Source organism: Paenibacillus sp. GbtcB18 (genome assembly GCF_019091125.1).
Classification (GTDB): domain Bacteria; phylum Bacillota; class Bacilli; order Paenibacillales; family NBRC-103111; genus Paenibacillus_F; species Paenibacillus_F chitinolyticus.
On the sequence record NZ_JAGXJX010000004.1, the window covers coordinates 381,521 to 398,020 of the forward strand.

The following is a 16,500-nucleotide window of genomic DNA, read 5'->3' on the forward strand; positions in this document are numbered from 1 at the left end:
TCACGCCTTTACGTCAGTTTAGATCGTGCGGAACAATTTCCTATGCCGCTGCACAAGCCGGACATCCCTGCACAGCCGCTCGGCATCTTCCCGGCTGCGGATGTCGTAAACACCCGCCGGTTCCTGCTCGTTGGGGTCCCGGTAATGGTAGAGTAAGTCGCGGGGAATGTCCCACGGGTTCAGCTCTTTCCACGCCGCCTCCTTTTCCCGGTCGCTCAGGGCATTCATGCCGATCCGGCGGGGATACGGGCCTTCATGCGCCTGGGCATAATCGGCATGATTCCGCAGCCGGATGCGCATCCCGTTGATATACGCCACCGGAATTCCTTTGCGGAGAGCGAAATTGAGCGCCTCATGGATCGTGTTGACGATCGGCTCACCCCGGTCGTTCAGCGACGTATTGCAAATGACGGGGACGCCGGTCTGCTTCCGGAATTCGTCAATGACCCCGTACAGGCGGGGATTCTCCAGACGCCCGATGCTCTGCACACGGGCGCTGCCGTCCAGATGCAGCACTCCCGGAATGAGGGGAGCCTTGTCCGGTCTAGCCTTGAACGTATGCAGCATAAACCGAGACGGATAATCCGTCTCGAACCATTCCGCCGTCTCCTCTTCCAGAATGATCGGCGCTACCGGCCTCCACCACTCCCGCTGCTTGACCTCGTTCACCATGCGCTTCGATTCTTCCGTCCGCGGATCTCCCAGGAGAGAGCGGTGTCCCAGCGCGCGCGGGCCGATTTCCGACTCGCCGTCGAACCACAGGACGAGGCCCCGCTGAATATCCCGCGCCGCTTGCCGTTCGGTCATCGGCTCGGCCCGCTCGATAAACGGGACATAGGCTTCACTCGACAGGATGTCCGGGAGGGAAGAGTCCGGCTCCCCGAAATAGGCGTGAGCCAGCTTAAACTCGAAGTGTTCCTCCCGGAGCTTTTTGTGGAAAGCATAGAGCCCCATCCCGAGCGAAAGCCCCGAATCTCCGACGCAAGGAGGCGCGATAAATCCGGCGAACCCGTATTTATTCATCAAATGCCTGTTCGTCGGGCAGTTCAGCGCAAAACCGCCGGCCAGCGCCAGATAAGTTTCCGACGGATCGATGGAGTACGCCGCCAGGCTGCGTTCGATATTGGCGTCCATGACTTTCATGGAGACCTGCTGGACGATTTTCATAATCATGCTGATCTTGTTCTCCCGCCGGGAGAAACGGGGATCGAATCCGTTGAACAACCGCCCGGCATCCTCGTCGGTCAACTGCTCGACCCGGTTGACGAGGTCGCGGATGCAGTCCGATTCCCACATGTCGTGCCGTCCGTCCAGCACGGGAAAGCCGGCCGCCCTTTCCCCGTAGATCTCGCTCGTGCTTGCCGAAGCAAGCGCCATGAGCGTGCCCTCCCGCATCCGGAAATAAAACTTGGCCCAGCCCCAGAGCATACCCGGCGATTCCGCCGGAAACAGGTTAACCCTGCCCTCGTTTATATAGCCTCCGGTGAAGAAATATTTCTCCGTCCGTTCCCTCGTGTCCACAACCCCGTCGGGACCGCCGTCAACGGCAAAACCGAGAATACGCTTGTTGTAAAACACATCCGAATCCGCCATAACCGCAGAAAACAGATGGGAAATGCTGTGATAAGAAAGATCACGGTATTCCTGAACGCTGTGATAATCATCCCCCGTTTGCAAGCCGGGGGTCCCCCATATTTCCACCATATCCCGGAGCGACAAGCCGAGCGGCCGCAAAAGCTCGTTCAGCACGCGCTTCGCCTGCTCCGCGCTGTGGAAGGAGACGTAGTGCTCCTTAATCCCCGTCACACGCTCCAGCTCCCACAGCCGGATCAGCTTCACCGTCCTCCCGCTCTTCTGAAACAAAGCCGCATTCTGGTCGTGGCGGATAATCGTTCCCAGCAAATGATCCAGAGGATCGATGTGCAAATAAGCGGACAAATAATAGCCGTCTTGCATGCTATCCCTCCGTTTCCGATTCCGGTCCGAAAAACTCCTCTTCCAGCATGAGGCAGAGGGTATGGTACATCTTCACATGGTCCTCCTGGATTTCATCCGTTACGGAAGACGGGGAGGCGAGCACCACATCGCTCCAGGCGCGTATCCGGCCCTCGCCCGCTCCCGTCAGCGCAACGGTGGCGAGTCCCAGCGTCCGGGCGACCTCCATAGCCCGCGTTACGTTGGCCGCCTGTCCGGAAGTGCTGATGCCCAGCAGCACATCGCCCGGATTCCCGTAGCCCAGAACCTGCTGGGCGAAAACGGCATCCGCCGCCAGATCATTCAGAACGGCCGTGACGAGAGCGGTCTGGCTGACAAGCGAGATGGCGGGCAACCCGAGCTGAAGCCCGTCCAGACAAGGCGGCACCGGCTCGCCCGGATGGCCTGCCGGGTCCGGCAGCCGCCCTTTCAGCCGTCTGAGGGACGCGGCTTCCGGCGGGCGCTTCAAGCGGAAGCCCTTCATCAGCTCGCCGACAATATGCTCGGCATCCGAGGCGCTGCCTCCGTTTCCGCATACGAGAAGCTTGCCCCCGCTCCGGAAGCTGCCCTCCATCACGGCAAACGCTTGCTCCAGCGCAGTCCGGCTGCCTTCAAGACGGCCATGCTTCCGAACCAGCGTGTTCAGATGGCGGTTCACCGCTTTTTTCACGGCCGGCACCTCCTTCCTTGCGCTTCTTATAAATCGTCCCGTTCAGGACCAGGTAATCCAGATCAATCCGCAGGAAGCAGGAGACGGCGTCATGCGGCGTCTCGACGATCGGCTCTCCATTGTCGTTGAACGAAGTGTTTAACAGTACGGGTGTGCCGGTCAGACTCTCAAAATGCACGAGCAGCTCATGGAAGCGGGGATTCAGCTTGCGCGAGACGGTTTGGACCCTGCCGGTCCGGTCCTCATGGCACACCGCCGCCGTCTTTTCTCCTTTGCCCGGCAGGAAAGGAGGAACCAGCAGCATATAATAGGAAGGACAGCCGAGGTCAAAAAAATCGGCCTGCCTCTCCTCCAGAACGGCAGGCGCGAACGGACGGAAATGCTCCCGGTGCTTGATGCGGGCATTGATCGTATCCTTCATGGCCGACTGACGGGGGTCCGCCAGAATGCTCCGGTTGCCGAGCGCTCTCGGACCGATTTCCGAGCGGCCCTGAAACCAGCCGACAATATGGCCTTCGGCTAGCAGCTCGGCGGTTTTCATGGAGACGTCGGCGGCTTCCACTCGTTCGATGCGGTCCGCAAATGCCCCGGCCGCTTTTGCGCACTCGTCAGGCCCGTAGCTTTTGCCTTGATAGGGCGAGAAAGGAATGTTCACTGCCGTGCGCGGCCGGCCGCCGAGTACGTGGCAGCCGTACAGCGCGCTCCCGATAGCGGTACCCGCGTCCCCGGCCGCCGGCTGGACGAAAATATGCTCGAACGGCGTCTGCCGCAAAATTTCGTAGTTGGCGACGCTGTTGAGGAACACCCCTCCGGCCAGACACAGATTCCGGCTGCCCGTTACGTTGTACAAATACCGGCAGGCCTTCACAAGGATGCGCTCCATATGATGCTGGACCGCATAAGCCAAATCCGCCTTGGCCTGAAACTTCTCCGGGTCTTCCGCAGCTTCCAGCGTCCGGCGGATATACATCCGGAGTTCTTTTACCTGATCGAGAGTCTGGCGGAAATTACCTTCGTCATCCATCGAATAGAAGCTTCCGAAAGCGTCGGTATGCCGTGCGGTTCCGTAAGGCGACAGCCCCATCGTTTTGCCTTCCTGCAGCAGCCCGAAGCCGATCTCCGTCGTGACCCGTTCATAGAACCCCCCGACCGAGTTGGACATGTCCGCATCCGTCAGACCGGATTCAGAATCGTGGGCGGCACCGAAATCCAGCGTGTCCGTTCCCGACACTTTTTTGATCTCGCTAAGCTCCGAGCCGTTTCCAAAATAGTAAGTGACCGTCTCCCGTTCAGACGGAACACCCGTGAAACTGCCTCTTCCGTCCGCCACCAGCACGGCCGCGCTTGGATACGGGGACGGATAAAACCCGCTGGCCGCATGGGCCAAATGATGATTGATCAATTGAATGCTATCCGCGTACTTCATATAGTAGACGGGGTCGATCAGATCGTTTCCCACCACCAGATCGAGCGCCCCGGCATCCAGCCCCTCCGCCTGCAAACAGTAATCGGCGGCTCTGCACCGGAATACTTTTCCCCCGAGACCCAGACAATGCTTGACCCGCGCAAGCCTTTCTTCTTCCATCATACAGCGGACTTCGCCGTCGCGGACCAGACAGGCCGAATAATCGTGAATAGAGCCACCCAAGCCCAGTATGTTCATAAAAACCTCCTTTCGCCCAGTAAAATAGAGCGCAGCCGGGAGGAAGAAGATTTCTTGTCCTCGCCGGCAATCTTGATTTCACAGCCGATTTCGCGGGCGGCCGCCATTTCGGGAAACGTTTTGTCCTTGTAATCCCAGCCTTTGACAAAAAAATCGGGGCGGATGGCTCTCAGCGATTCGCAGCAATCGTTCTCCCCGAAAATAAACACATGGTCCACAGCCTCAAGAGCGGCTACGATACCCGCCCTCTGCTCCGCTTCGAAAACCGGCGGACGGCTTTTGATTCTGCGGACGGAAGCATCCGAATTGACGGCCACGACGAGAATATCCCCCATGCCGCGGGCGGCCTGCAAATAATCCAGATGCCCGATATGAAAAATATCAAAGCAGCCCCCGGCCATGACGACGGACTTAGTCCTCTCCCCGTTTTTTCCGGTCCGCACCCGCGCAAGCTCCGCTTTCAATTCCGGCAAATCCGCCATCTTGTTCCTCATCGTTCACCGGACCTTTCTGCCGGATTTATGTATCCAATACGAGACGAGCCGGTGATACGACAAGGAACGGGACGGAACGTGCACGAGGCACATGGGAGAGTAGGAAAAGCCCGTAAACCGGTGGGCAAACCCGCGAATCTCGCCAAGCAGCACGATCCCTCCGACGTCGAAAGGCGTCTGCCAGATCTCCTCCGCGCTCCGGTAACAAACCGAATCGGACAAAACCTCCTCATCATCAGTCACGATCAGGACGGATTTATTCTCCGCGTTCCCTTCCGTCGTCTCCGCCTCGGACAGGAGCAGAAAATCGGCCAGCCCTTCGTTATCGGAAGCTGCGGAAACGGAATAGCCGTACTCCCGGATCGTCCGGGCCAGTTCCGCCCGCAAATGTTCGAGGTCCGCTCCGTCCCTCGTCCGGTCCCAAATATACACGATTGTGCTCATCGCCCGCTCACCCACTCTATCCCCTGTCCTTTCAGCGTGTCCTCCGCCGTATGAAGCTCCTTGCGGGGCGAAAGTCTTCCCTCCAAAATATCCGTGAGCCTGGCAAAAGCCAGCTCCGCAGGGATATCCGCGATATCCGCGCTCTGCGGCACGAGGCTGTAATTGGCTCTCAGCGTCCGGAAGCTGACGTGGGACTCGTCGGACGTGTAAGGAAACTGCAGATGGGGGAAGCTTCTGCCCCAGAGCGTGATATGAGGCACGCCGAGAAAGCCCGCCATATGCCCGCAGACGCTGTCGATACCGACCACCGCGTCGAGCCCTTCAATTGCGGCAAACAACCCCTCCACCGGCAGCATACTCCAGTCGCCGCACCCTTCCGCCGGATAAGGAAGCGGCGTCAAATTGACCGGCGCGAGTCCCCGTTCCCGGCACAGTGTGATAAACTCCCTGGCTCTCGCTTCGGGCCAGGAGCGCTTCGCGTCCCCGGTTTGGAACTGGATGCCCACGACCTTGCAGCCTGCCGCCCGCAGCACCGCCAGCTCTTCTGCCTGTTCGGCAGGAAGAGGCGGGTAAAAGGCGGGAACCGGTTCCGGAAGCGCGTAGGGCCGCTTAAAGCCGAGCGCCGCGCCGAACAGCCCGCTTATGTGCCGCATAGGAGGCGAAGAAACGGAAACCGGCAGAAGAATGGCTTTGCGGTACAGGGAGGACCGCAGCACCGCCTCGTACACGGCCGGGCTTTCCGGACTCCGGTAAATGCGGCAGCCTTGCAGGAAAGTCCCGAAAAACGACGCCAGCTTCTCCTTGGCTATGAGATGCACCTCGTGCCCGAGACGGGCTTCCCTGTCTATAAATTTCCGCAGCAGGGGAAGCAGGATGACGCCGTCCCCATATCCGAGAAACCAGTCGGCTATAACGGCCTTCGGTTTGGGCCTGCCCCGAACCGCGATACCGACGTCCGGCTTCTCGGCCGGTTCGGCCGCCCGGAAGTAGAACGGGAAGCAGAACCGTTCCCTGTAGACGTACAGCTCCGCAGGCTCATACGGCTTCGGAATGTCCCCGATCAGGTGGGCGTAATCCGCGGCTTCCGATCCGGTTTCGATGCGGGTTCCGGTTCCGTTACCGGTGACGCTTTCTGTCCTCGGCTCATGAAAAACGAACGCCGTCACCATCCGGCCGGAGTCCTTCGCTGCGGAAAGGTTTGCGCCCGGGTCGGATTCGATCTCTGCGCGGCCGCGCTCTCCTTGCAAATACCGCGCCAGGGCCTCCAGCCCGTTCCGGTCACTGACGGGGAGCACCGTAAATCCTCCCGCCCGGAACAAGGCGAGATCCGGCATACGCAGACGGATAGCCGCCAGGTCGAGCGTTTTTTCCGACAGGAGCCTCATAACGTCTTCCTCACGTTCCGCCGCCGTCCATACGAGAATTTTGCCGCGGGACGACCGGAGGTAGTCCCTTCTGTTTTTCACCTGCTGCCGAAAAGCTTCGTCCGCCATAACTCTGCCTCCTCACGGGCGCCTCTCATCCCTTTGTTTCAATTGTCCGATAAATGCGGTCAATTCCCGGGTGCTCACCGTCGAGGTGTACGCCTTGGAAACCGAAACGGCCGCCGACGCATTGCTCAGCATAAAGCTTTCTTCCAGCGGCAGGCCGTGGGCAAGTCCGACGGCAAAAGCCGCGAGGAAAGAGTCCCCCGCGCCCACCTCGCAAACCGGCTCCTTGCAATAGGCAGGAACATGGCGGATTTCTTCTGCGGTAATCAGATAGCTGCCCTCCTCCGCCGCCTTAAGAACGAGAGCGCCGATCTCCCATTCGGCCAGCTTTCCTTGGGCGTACCGCGCCGCCTCGGCCGGATTGTCACAACTGCGCGAAGTCAGCTTGTTGAACTCGGCGAGGTTCGGGAACAGCACGGAGGCGTGCGCGTAGCGCCGTATGTTCTCCCCGGCCGGATCGACGAGAACCGGGATGCCTTTATCCGCCGCACGGCGGATATAACCGGCGACCAGAGAATCCGGCAGTACGCCTTTGCCCAGGTCGGACAGCACGGCGCAGCTGACGGAGGGCAAGCTGTCCGCATGCTTCAGCAGAAACCCCGCAACCGTTGCGGACAACGGCGTATTGTCCTCCCTGTCCACACGAAGCAGCAGACCGTCTCCGTCCGACAACCGGGTTTTCAGCGTCGTTTGTCTGCCGGTCTCGCCGATCAGGCCGCCCGAATCAATCCGGTCTCCTGCCAGGCTGCGCAGCCTGTCCGCCTCGGTATCGGTGCCGAGCGCGCCAAGAATGGCCGCGTTCCCGTTCAATGCCGCGATATTCAAGGAAACGTTGAGGGCATTGCCCGGAAAAAACAGGCTCGGTCCTTTACGCAGGACGACACAGTGTTCGTTGGCAGAATAATCCCGGGTACAGGCCGTGTATTCATCAAGCAGAATATCGCCGAGAACGGTCACGGTCCCCGGCGGCTTGCGCCCCAGGCGGTTCAGCAGCTTCTCTTTGCAGCTTCGTTCCAATCCATCACCTTCTCTTCTGTTCGGAAAAAGCCGCTTGCTCTAGCCAAAGCCAAATCGGTTCTTCCCTACGTCCAGTGTAAGAAGCACGGAGTCGGAGCACTCGGCTTTTTAAGGACGATTCCCCGGCAAAGTACCGCCGGTTTCATCCAGCAGCGCTCTGAATTCCTCCGAAGAGAGGGTCAGCTCCCGGAAGGTTCCCTGGGCTTCGATTTCCCCGTCCTTCATAACGATAATATGGTCGGCCCGACGCAGTGCCTCTCTCCGGTGAGAAACGACAAGGCAGGTCGCATCCTCGCGGGCATTCAGACGCTCCCATAGTCTGCTTTCCGTCTCGGTGTCCAGGGCGCTCGACATGTCGTCGACGACCAGAACCTCGCTGCCGCGGACAAACATCCGGGCGGCGGCGGAACGCTGGATTTGACCGTTCGACAATTTCACGCCGCGGACTCCGACCGCCGTATCGAGCCCGTTTTCCAGCAGGCGCACATCTTCTTCCAGCACGGCGTCATAAACGGCTTGCTCCAAGCCCTCTTCAGGCAGGCCGAGCAAAATATTCTCCTTCAACGTTCCGTTGTACAGCTTAGGCACTTGAGGCGTATAAGCGATGCGCGGAGGGACAAAAAATTCTCCCGGATTCGCGATCCGCCGGTTATTCCAGCGGACTTCTCCGGCCGCCGCCGGCAGCAGACCCAGTATCGTTCTGAGCAGCGTCGTTTTGCCCGAGCCGACTCGTCCTATGATGACGACAAAAGAGCCGCGCGAGATCTGAAGATCGATCCGTTTGATTCCTTTGGCGGTGCCGGGATAAAAATAGGTCAGAGATTTCGTCTGAAGCTGTTTGAACTGTCTGGATTCCGAAACGGCAGGCGGCGGGGCATCCGGGGGCGATTCCGCCAGATCCAGGGGCTTGAGGTCGATCATCCTGTCCAAGGACGAGCCCTGCAGCAGCCAGTTCAGGCGCCTTAAATACCCTTTTACCTGTTTGATCTGTGTGATGCTGGTTCCGCTGTACTCAATAAACTTGCTCATATGCAGCAGCAGATGAACGAACAAGGCGTAATCTCCGACGGTAAACCCGCCCGGTCCAAGCAGGCGCGCTCCGGCGAGCAGAAGGATGCCCGAGCCGATCTGGACCAGATTCGGAAGCAGTGCGTACATAAGCTGGCTCATGACTCTTTCGCGGGAAACTTGCTGCCGCCGGTCATCAGAAAGACGCGAGAATTCTTCCACCACACTGTCCTCGGCTCCGGCTACTTTGACCGCCAGCACCGATTGGAAAACCTCGCTCATAAAGCCGGATAATTCCCGCCGTCCGTTGCCCTTCGGCCGGAGCCGGACGCTCATCCGGATGATGCGGGTCTGCACGAGAGCGAATACGGCAATCAGCGGAAGAATGACGCCCAGCGTTACCGGAACGTTTATAGCGAATAACACGGCCAGCGCCGTAAGGAAAAAGACCGTTTTGACAACGAGAAGGTTCACGTTCCGTATCGTATCGGCCAGTTGATCGACATCGTCCCGGAACTGGCTGACGGCCTCGCCCGGCGACCCCGGAATAGCTCTAGCTCCCGGCTGGCCGAGTATGTGATTCAGCAGATTTTGGCGGATAAGTCCCTTAATGCGGAAATTAAGCGCGGTTTCGGTGCGGGATGCAAACCGGATCGAGCCCAGCGTTGCGGCCGCATTGACAGCCAGCAGAGCCACGACGAACCAGGTGACGCCGGACGATGCCGAATGACCCGTGAGCTGGTCGAAAAACATTTTCATTAGAAGGCCGGCGGCAACCGGAGCCAGATTAAAGGGAAGCCATTGAAAGATGCCCTTCCAAAACAATCCGGGATGGTAAGCGGCCATCCTCCATAAAAACTGCTTCGTGTTCATATAGTCTCCTTTCCGGATGTTTGTCTTAGCAGCCGGGAATAGCGGGAACCCGGCCGTTCCGTTAATGCTTGACGGCTCCCCTGTTCCGCGATCCGGCCTCCGTCCATCACGAGAATGCGGTCCACGCCGCGCAGCGTGTTCAGTCGGTGCGCAATGACGATGGCCGTTCTGCCTTGCAGGAGTCGGTTAGTAGCCTGCTGTACTTTTTCCTCGGTAGAAGGGTCCAGCCTGGAAGAAGCTTCGTCCAGAATGACCAGCGAAGGATTCCGCAGAAAAATGCGGGCAAGAGCAAGCAGCTGGGCCTCGCCTGCGGATAATCCTTCTCCCTGCGCCCGGATTTCCGTATCCAGTCCAGAGGGCAGCGCGCGATACCAGTCCCCGAGCCCCAATTGATCCAATACTTCCACAATCCGTTCGTCCGGGATGTGCGGGGCGAAGAAAGTGAGGTTATCCCGGACACTTCCGCTTAAAATCCGCACTTCCTGCGTTACGAGACCGACACGCTCGCGAAGCTGCTCCAGCCGGACCCGGCGTATATCCGTTCCTCCGAGCAGAACAGTGCCCTCCGCGGGATCATACAGCCGCAGGAGCAGGCGGATCACGGAAGTTTTGCCGCTGCCCGTCCTGCCGACGATGCCGAGCGACTGGCCCGCTTGCAGGCTGAACGTAAGGTCCGAAAGGACGCTGCCGGATTCGCCCCCGTAGCCGAAACTCACTCCCCGGAAGTCCACGGAGAGCGGACCTTCCCCGAGCGGCGCTTCCTCCCCCGGCTCAGGGTCCCGGATAACCGGAACCTCGGCCAGCAGTCCGCCGATCCTTTCCAGATGGGCCTCGGCCCGCTGCAAATTTCCGATCAGATCCCGGATCTGATCAATCGGACCCGCAAGAAGGCCCATATAAAACAGCATCATGTACAAGGTCCCCACGGTGATCAACTGGCCGGCCCATAAATACGTGCCCAGCGCCAGGACAAGAACGGTTCCCAGCCCCAGAATCACGACGGAAGCCGCCCACATCAGGGAAAAACCGAATCCGGCCTCCATATGCCTCGGAAACCACTGCCGGAGCATCCGCCTGAACTTGTAGAGAGCATAGGCCTCGGCTCCGCTGGAGCGCGTATCTTCGGTATGAGACAACTGGTCCCCGAGACAGGCGTAAAAATCCGCGCCCGCTTCCCCCACCCGTACCCAGAACGGAAGCGTCCATTCCCTGATCCGGCCGAACGTAAGCAAAGCAGCCCCGACAAATAACGTCATAGCGGCTCCCATCCAGCTATTTTCGTAAAAAAGGACGGCAAGCACCCCGCCGATAAGACCGAGATTGCCGCCCAACGAAACCGTCAGCATGGCGAAAAAGCCGGACAGTCCTCTCACGTCGCCGTCTATGCGTTCGATCAGCTCGCCGGCCGGATGCGCCCCAAAAAAAGATCCGTCCTGCCTCAAACAGTGCTCCAGCAGGTCCGCCCTGAGCCGGTTCGCCGCCGTCCAGCCGATCCATTCCCCCGCGTAGTCGGCGGAGATCGTGGCGAGAAGCTGGACCAAAGCCAGCCCGGCAAACAACACCGCCGGCCCTGCTATGTCCGCGGCGGAAGAGGACAGTCCCGTATCGATCAGCACGCGCAGCACCTGAGGACTGATGAGCTGCAGGCCGATGTTCAGGGCGACCAGGGCACAAAGGGCCAGAACGGGCCCGCGCAGCGCAGCCAGATAGGTTCTAAGCAGCTTGTAATAACGGAGCACCGGAACCTTGGGTAACGATAAAAAGGCCACTCGGCTTTTCCTCCTTGCAGGATCAGATTTCACGGCGGGTTTACGGCCGGTCCCATAAGCGCCGCATTTCACCGGAGGATCGCAGAAGTTCATCCAGGGTGCCCTGCTCCGCGATAACGCCGTCTTTCAAGACGACGATATGATCCGCTCTCTCGAAAGCGGCCCTGCGGTGAGACACGACCAGGAAGGTCGTATTCCGGAGCCGGTCCAGCCGCTTCCACAGCTCGCTTTCGGTACGGGCGTCCAGAGCGCTGGACAAGTCGTCCAGGACAAGGAGGCAGCTCCTGCGGGCAAACATCCGGGCCGCCGCCGTCCGCTGAATCTGTCCTCCGGACAGCTTGACCCCCTTCACGCCGACAATCGTCTCGAGGCCTTTTTCCAGCTGACTGACGTCCTTGTCCAGCACAGCTTGATAGACTGCTTCCCCGAGCCGTTCTTCGGCCAAGCCGAGCAGAATGTTTTCCTTCAGGGAACCGTCGAAAAGACCCGGCACCTGCGGGGTATAAGCGGCCCGTGGCGGCGTGAAAAAGCGGTCCGGCTCATCCACTTTCTCCAGGTTCCAGCGTATTTCTCCCGCATCCGCAGGCAGCAAGCCGAGCAGCGTCCGCAGCAGCGTCGTTTTGCCCGAGCCGTTACGCCCCGTAACGACCACAAACGATCCTCCGGGAATGTGCAGGTCAATGTTCCGGATTCCCCTGTTCGTGCCGCTGTGAAGGTAAGTCAGCCCTCTGATCTCCAGCAGATGCAGCCGGCTTGGGGAAGCGGGAAGACCCGGAGACGGCGCCGGAGCTTCTTCCTTCAGCTCCAGCGTCCTACGCGTGAGCAGCGAATCGGGCGATGCTTCCTGTAGGAGATAGAGAAGCCTGTTTACGGACACACTCGCCTGCCGGTATGTTTTCAAAAGATAGCCGGCGTACTGGACAACCCCCGTCAACACTCCGATATAGGCGACAAATAGGGCGAAGTTCCCCACGGTCAGCTCCCCTTTCCCCGAAAGAAAAGCGGCAGCCAGCAGAATGAAACCCGTTCCGGTCTGTGTGGTGTTCGTCAAAAAAGCGGAGACGGTCCGGTCCAGCAGCCTTTCTTTCAGAACGGCCCTCATGCGCACCTCTCCGAGAGACCGGAAGCGCCGGCTTACGAACGTTTCCGCATTCTGCAGCCGGATCGCCTGGGCCGCGCCGCAAATCTCCCCGATAAAGCCCGATATCCCGCTTTCGGCTTTCCGGGAAGCTTCCCGTCTTTTTTGCAGTGAAGCCGCCGCCAATTGACCGAGACTTAACATGAACACTAGCGGTAAAAAAACAAGCAGCGTGATGCCAGGGGAAGCCGACCATAAAATTCCGCCCGCCACCCCCGCAAACAAGACTTTGACGGGCAGCAGATTGTACAAACGCAGCAGATCCGCGAGCTCTTCCACATCGTCCCGGAACGTCGAGACAGCCTCGCCCGTCGTGTATGGGAGGGACCTCGCCCCCGGCCGCTTGAGAATATGCTCCAGCAGATTTTGCCGGATCAGGCTCTTGACGCGGAAGTTCAGCTCCGTCTCCGTCCGGGTCCCCCACACGATGGACCCCGCCGAAACCAGCGCATTCACGGCCAGCAGCGCGATGACAAACCACACCCCGCCGGCCTCCTCCCCGGTGCCTGCCAGCTTGTCGAAGACCAGCTTGACCAGCAGCCCCGCGATTAGAGGCGACAAATTGAACGGCAGCCAGATCGCGGCCCCCTTCCAGAAAAGCCGGGGATGGCAGACGGACAATCTCCACATCAGCCGAAGCGGGCTCATACCGTCCGGTTGCGCAGGCTTTGACGCAGCAGCCGCGAATAGCGCGAATCCGGATCTTCCAGCAGCGCCCCCTGCAGATCGTTCTCCGCAATCCGTCCGCCGTCCATGACCAAAATCCGGTCCACATGCCGGAGCGTACTCAGCCTGTGGGCGATAAGGATAGCCGTTCTTCCCCGGAGCAGCTTCCTTACGGCGCGGTCGAGCTTTTCTTCCGTTGCCGGGTCGAGACGGGAAGAAGCTTCATCCAGGATAATCAGCCCCGGGTCCTTGAGAAAAACGCGCGCGAACGCCAGCAGCTGCGCCTCGCCTGCGGACAATCCGCCGCCGCCGGCTTCGAGCTGCGTATCCAAGCCTTGCGGAAGCGCCTCGAACCAGCTGTCCAGGCTTAATTCGGTAAGCAAGCTGATAATTTTCCCGTCCGGGACGCTTGGATCAAAGAAGGTCAAGTTGTCCCGGACCGTGCCTTTAAAAATCTGCACGTCCTGCGTGACGATGCCCACCCGCTCCCTCAGCCCGGACAGCTTTACGCGGCTGATGTCGGTTCCGCCCAGAGAAACTGTGCCCGATTGGGGATCGTAAAGGCGCAAAAGCAGCCTCGCGATCGAGGTTTTGCCGCTCCCCGTGCGGCCCACTATACCGAGCGATTCGCCCGCTTCCAGCCTGAATCCGATCCCGTGCAGCACAGGTTCGCCGGACGTGTAGCCGAATTCGACGCCGCTGAATTCGACGGAAAGCGCACCGCCCGGCAGGGTGTCTCCTCCTTCCGCCGGGTCGCCCACCGACGGCCGGATTTCGAACAGCTGCCGGATGCGTTCGATATTGGCCGAAGCGCGCTGCAGCGCGCCCAGCTCCAGCCGGATGGTATCGATAGGCCCGACCAGCATAACCGTGTACATCATGATCATGTAGATGGAGCCGGGGCCTGCCAAACCGGCATGCCACAACCATGAGCTGACGCCGAATGTGAGGATCGTGCTTACACCCAGCAGCAGCATGGAACTCATCCACATCACGGAGAACGCCCGGCCGGCCTCCATATGAACAGGCAGCCATTGATTCAGAAGCGCTTTAAACTTCCGCATCACGTACCCCGAAGCCCCGCTCGAACGGGTATCTTCCGTATTCGTAAGCTGTTCGCCGATAAAACCGAAGAAGGCGGAGGCCGTTTCACCGACGCGGACCCAATGCGGAAGCGCGTAATCGCGAAGAAGGTAATACACAAGTGCCGAGCCGGCCACAAACAAAGTCATTACGGCTCCGATACTCCAGTGGATGTTGTAAAGAACGATGAGGGTGACGCCCAGAAGCACCAGGTTGTTCGTGAACCGGACGACAAATTTATAAAAAAACTCAGCCAGTCCGTTGACCGCTCCGTCTACGCGATCCAGCAGTTCTCCCGGGCTGTAACGGTGGAAGAAAGCGATGTCCTGCCCCAGACAATGCCGCATCAGCCGGCTGCGGAGCTTGTTGGCGGCCGACCAGCCGACATGTTCTCCGACATAGTCGGAAGCCAGTGAAAGGATCTGATAACACACGCCCAGCAGGATGAAAAGAAAAATGAACCTTTCCGCGGGCTTCGGAGAATTCAGTGAATCGAAGTACTTCATTAACAGCCAGGGCATGGTAAGCTGTACGGCAATATTGGCGGCCAGCAGCAGCGTTAACAGCGCGAATCGGCTCTTGTGCTGCTTCAGATAAGGGCCGACCAGGCGAAAATAAGGGAGGATCGGTAGCTTAGTCCACATGTCCGTCTATTTTCTTCCTTTCTTGACTGAATTTCGAACTCTCACTCTTCAGAACGTCCAGAGACAGACGTACGGCTTCACCCGGAGAAAAGGAGACCTCGTCCATTTCCAGGGTCAGAAAACCCGAGAAGTCATGTCCGGCCAGGTCCCGCAGGAGAGAAGCAAGATCCAGCATCCCGCCTCCCAGCTCCGTAAAAACGGTTGTCCGGCTACCCGGCCGAGCACTCTCCGTATCGCACACTACAGGACGGACGTCCTTCACATGCAAAGCCGATATTCTCGAGCCGTACCGCTCCAGCAGATCCCGCAATGCGATACCGGCTTCATGGAGATGTCCCACATCCGGGACCAGCCCGAGATCGCCGGGCGTCCGCTCCATGACGTAATCGATTTCCTCCCGTGTGTAAATACAGTGGGAAATGTGCGGATGAATGGCGGCGGCTACCCCGTAAAAGCTGTACCGCTTATGAATTTCGGCCGCCATGGCCACCATGCGGTGCCGGTCTTCTCCGGTCCAGCCCCGTTTCAGCCGGATGCCGGGGCCCAGAATGACCCGGCCGATTCCGGCCGACTCCAGCATTCTCGCCAGCCGTTCATGGTGAAGATAGATTTCCCGGCGCCGGTTCCAGCCCGCGAAATGCCCGAATTCGAACACACCGGACACACTGTGGCCCGTTTCGTCCAGCAGCTCACGCCATCGGTTGATTTCCCGTTCAAACGGCAATATCAGCCTGCTGCCGATTTCTATATAGGCCACATCCAGCGCGGCCAGCTCTTTAAGACCGTCCCGGTAGGCCTCTCCCCATGGAGTGAGCTGGCATGAAACTTTCGAACGATGAAAAACTTGTGTCATTTTCCCGCACCTTCAATGTCTTTGTGAGCCTCGCCGGATAGTTTGCTATCCAGGTTCGCCGTATACGTTTATTGTAGGTTTCCTCCGTTCTGTCTTCTCGGGTTTCCATGCGTAATGCTGCGGGTTAAAGCTGCACGTCCGTCAGAAAACGCAAAAAAACCGGCCCCTTCCGGGTACCGGTTGCCTGGCGCGCCTTTTAAGCCTCCGCCAGTTGTAAAACGCCGATGAAGTTATCGTTAATATCGTAAAATTTCAGAAATTTGGCGAAGCCGCCGTCATCGAAGCTGACGATTCTGACCTGCTCTTCTTCCAGCCTGCGGGCAAGGAGATCAATCTCATTGCTTCTAAAGAAAATGACCGGCATGGTCTCCCCGTCTTTGTCAAAATGTGCGGAAGAATAATCGTTAGACTGCCACAGCATTAAATTGGGGCCGTTCTCCAGTTTCAGCATCGCACATTCCCCGTAGTTGTCGAGCAGGGTGCAGCCGAACATTTTCCCATACCACTCGATGGACTGCTCCAGGTTTGAAACAGGCAGTTGAACATGATCGATTCCGGTCAAAGTTTGGGTCACGGGATCAGCTCCTTGACGTATTTAGGAACACGCTTCCATAATTGGATGAAACATATTTACATCTTACCGTCCTGACTGTCTGAGCGTCAAGCGATAATGAACCCGCGTTCTACGGCAAAAAAGCCTGTCGGCTGCCTCCT

13 protein-coding genes are annotated in these 16,500 nt (G+C 58.9%); all 13 read right to left on the minus strand.

All coding sequences use genetic code 11. From position 1 onward, the window contains the following. Window positions 1-18: 18 nt before the first annotated feature. The 13 genes from KVT34_RS15520 to KVT34_RS15580 all read right to left on the minus strand — a co-directional run bounded on the left by KVT34_RS15520 (window position 19) and on the right by KVT34_RS15580 (window position 16,360). On the minus strand, window positions 19-1,956 hold the full coding sequence (locus KVT34_RS15520; protein ID WP_217559683.1) for a carbamoyltransferase C-terminal domain-containing protein: 1,938 nt from the start codon (window positions 1,954-1,956) through the stop codon (window positions 19-21). Window position 1,957: 1 nt separating this feature from the next. Next, window positions 1,958-2,644 (minus strand): D-sedoheptulose-7-phosphate isomerase, encoded by a 687-nt coding sequence (locus KVT34_RS15525; protein WP_217559684.1) that lies wholly within the window; start codon window positions 2,642-2,644, stop codon window positions 1,958-1,960. After that, complete coding sequence (locus KVT34_RS15530; RefSeq protein WP_217559685.1) at window positions 2,586-4,307, minus strand: carbamoyltransferase family protein; 1,722 nt, start codon at window positions 4,305-4,307, stop codon at window positions 2,586-2,588. The genes KVT34_RS15525 and KVT34_RS15530 overlap by 59 nt, the downstream gene beginning before the upstream one ends. After that, a complete protein-coding gene (locus KVT34_RS15535; RefSeq protein WP_217559686.1) occupies window positions 4,304-4,789 on the minus strand; it encodes an adenylyltransferase/cytidyltransferase family protein in 486 nt (161 codons plus the stop codon). The genes KVT34_RS15530 and KVT34_RS15535 overlap by 4 nt, the downstream gene beginning before the upstream one ends. A 15-nt stretch (window positions 4,790-4,804) precedes the next feature. Beyond that, a complete protein-coding gene (locus KVT34_RS15540) occupies window positions 4,805-5,245 on the minus strand; it encodes a hypothetical protein (protein ID WP_217559687.1) in 441 nt (146 codons plus the stop codon). Further along, a complete protein-coding gene (locus tag KVT34_RS15545; RefSeq protein WP_217559688.1) occupies window positions 5,242-6,738 on the minus strand; it encodes a glycosyltransferase family 9 protein in 1,497 nt (498 codons plus the stop codon). Before KVT34_RS15545 ends, KVT34_RS15540 begins: the two co-directional genes overlap by 4 nt. 12 nt (window positions 6,739-6,750) lie before the next feature. Continuing rightward, a complete protein-coding gene (locus KVT34_RS15550; RefSeq protein WP_217559689.1) occupies window positions 6,751-7,752 on the minus strand; it encodes a bifunctional heptose 7-phosphate kinase/heptose 1-phosphate adenyltransferase in 1,002 nt (333 codons plus the stop codon). 108 nt (window positions 7,753-7,860) lie between these two features. After that, on the minus strand, window positions 7,861-9,633 hold the full coding sequence (locus KVT34_RS15555) for an ATP-binding cassette domain-containing protein (protein WP_217559691.1): 1,773 nt from the start codon (window positions 9,631-9,633) through the stop codon (window positions 7,861-7,863). Then, window positions 9,630-11,402, minus strand: a complete 1,773-nt coding sequence (locus KVT34_RS15560) for an ABC transporter ATP-binding protein (RefSeq protein WP_217559693.1) — start codon at window positions 11,400-11,402, stop codon at window positions 9,630-9,632. The genes KVT34_RS15555 and KVT34_RS15560 overlap by 4 nt, the downstream gene beginning before the upstream one ends. A 40-nt stretch (window positions 11,403-11,442) precedes the next feature. Then, window positions 11,443-13,188 (minus strand): ABC transporter ATP-binding protein, encoded by a 1,746-nt coding sequence (locus KVT34_RS15565; RefSeq protein ID WP_217559695.1) that lies wholly within the window; start codon window positions 13,186-13,188, stop codon window positions 11,443-11,445. Then, a complete protein-coding gene (locus KVT34_RS15570; protein WP_217559696.1) occupies window positions 13,185-14,933 on the minus strand; it encodes an ABC transporter ATP-binding protein in 1,749 nt (582 codons plus the stop codon). The genes KVT34_RS15565 and KVT34_RS15570 overlap by 4 nt, the downstream gene beginning before the upstream one ends. Next, a complete protein-coding gene (locus KVT34_RS15575; protein ID WP_217559697.1) occupies window positions 14,923-15,786 on the minus strand; it encodes a sugar phosphate isomerase/epimerase family protein in 864 nt (287 codons plus the stop codon). Before KVT34_RS15575 ends, KVT34_RS15570 begins: the two co-directional genes overlap by 11 nt. A gap of 196 nt (window positions 15,787-15,982) precedes the next feature. Then, entirely contained in the window at window positions 15,983-16,360 is a 378-nt protein-coding gene (locus KVT34_RS15580) for a VOC family protein (RefSeq protein ID WP_103994478.1), read from the minus strand. Window positions 16,361-16,500: the final 140 nt, after the last annotated feature.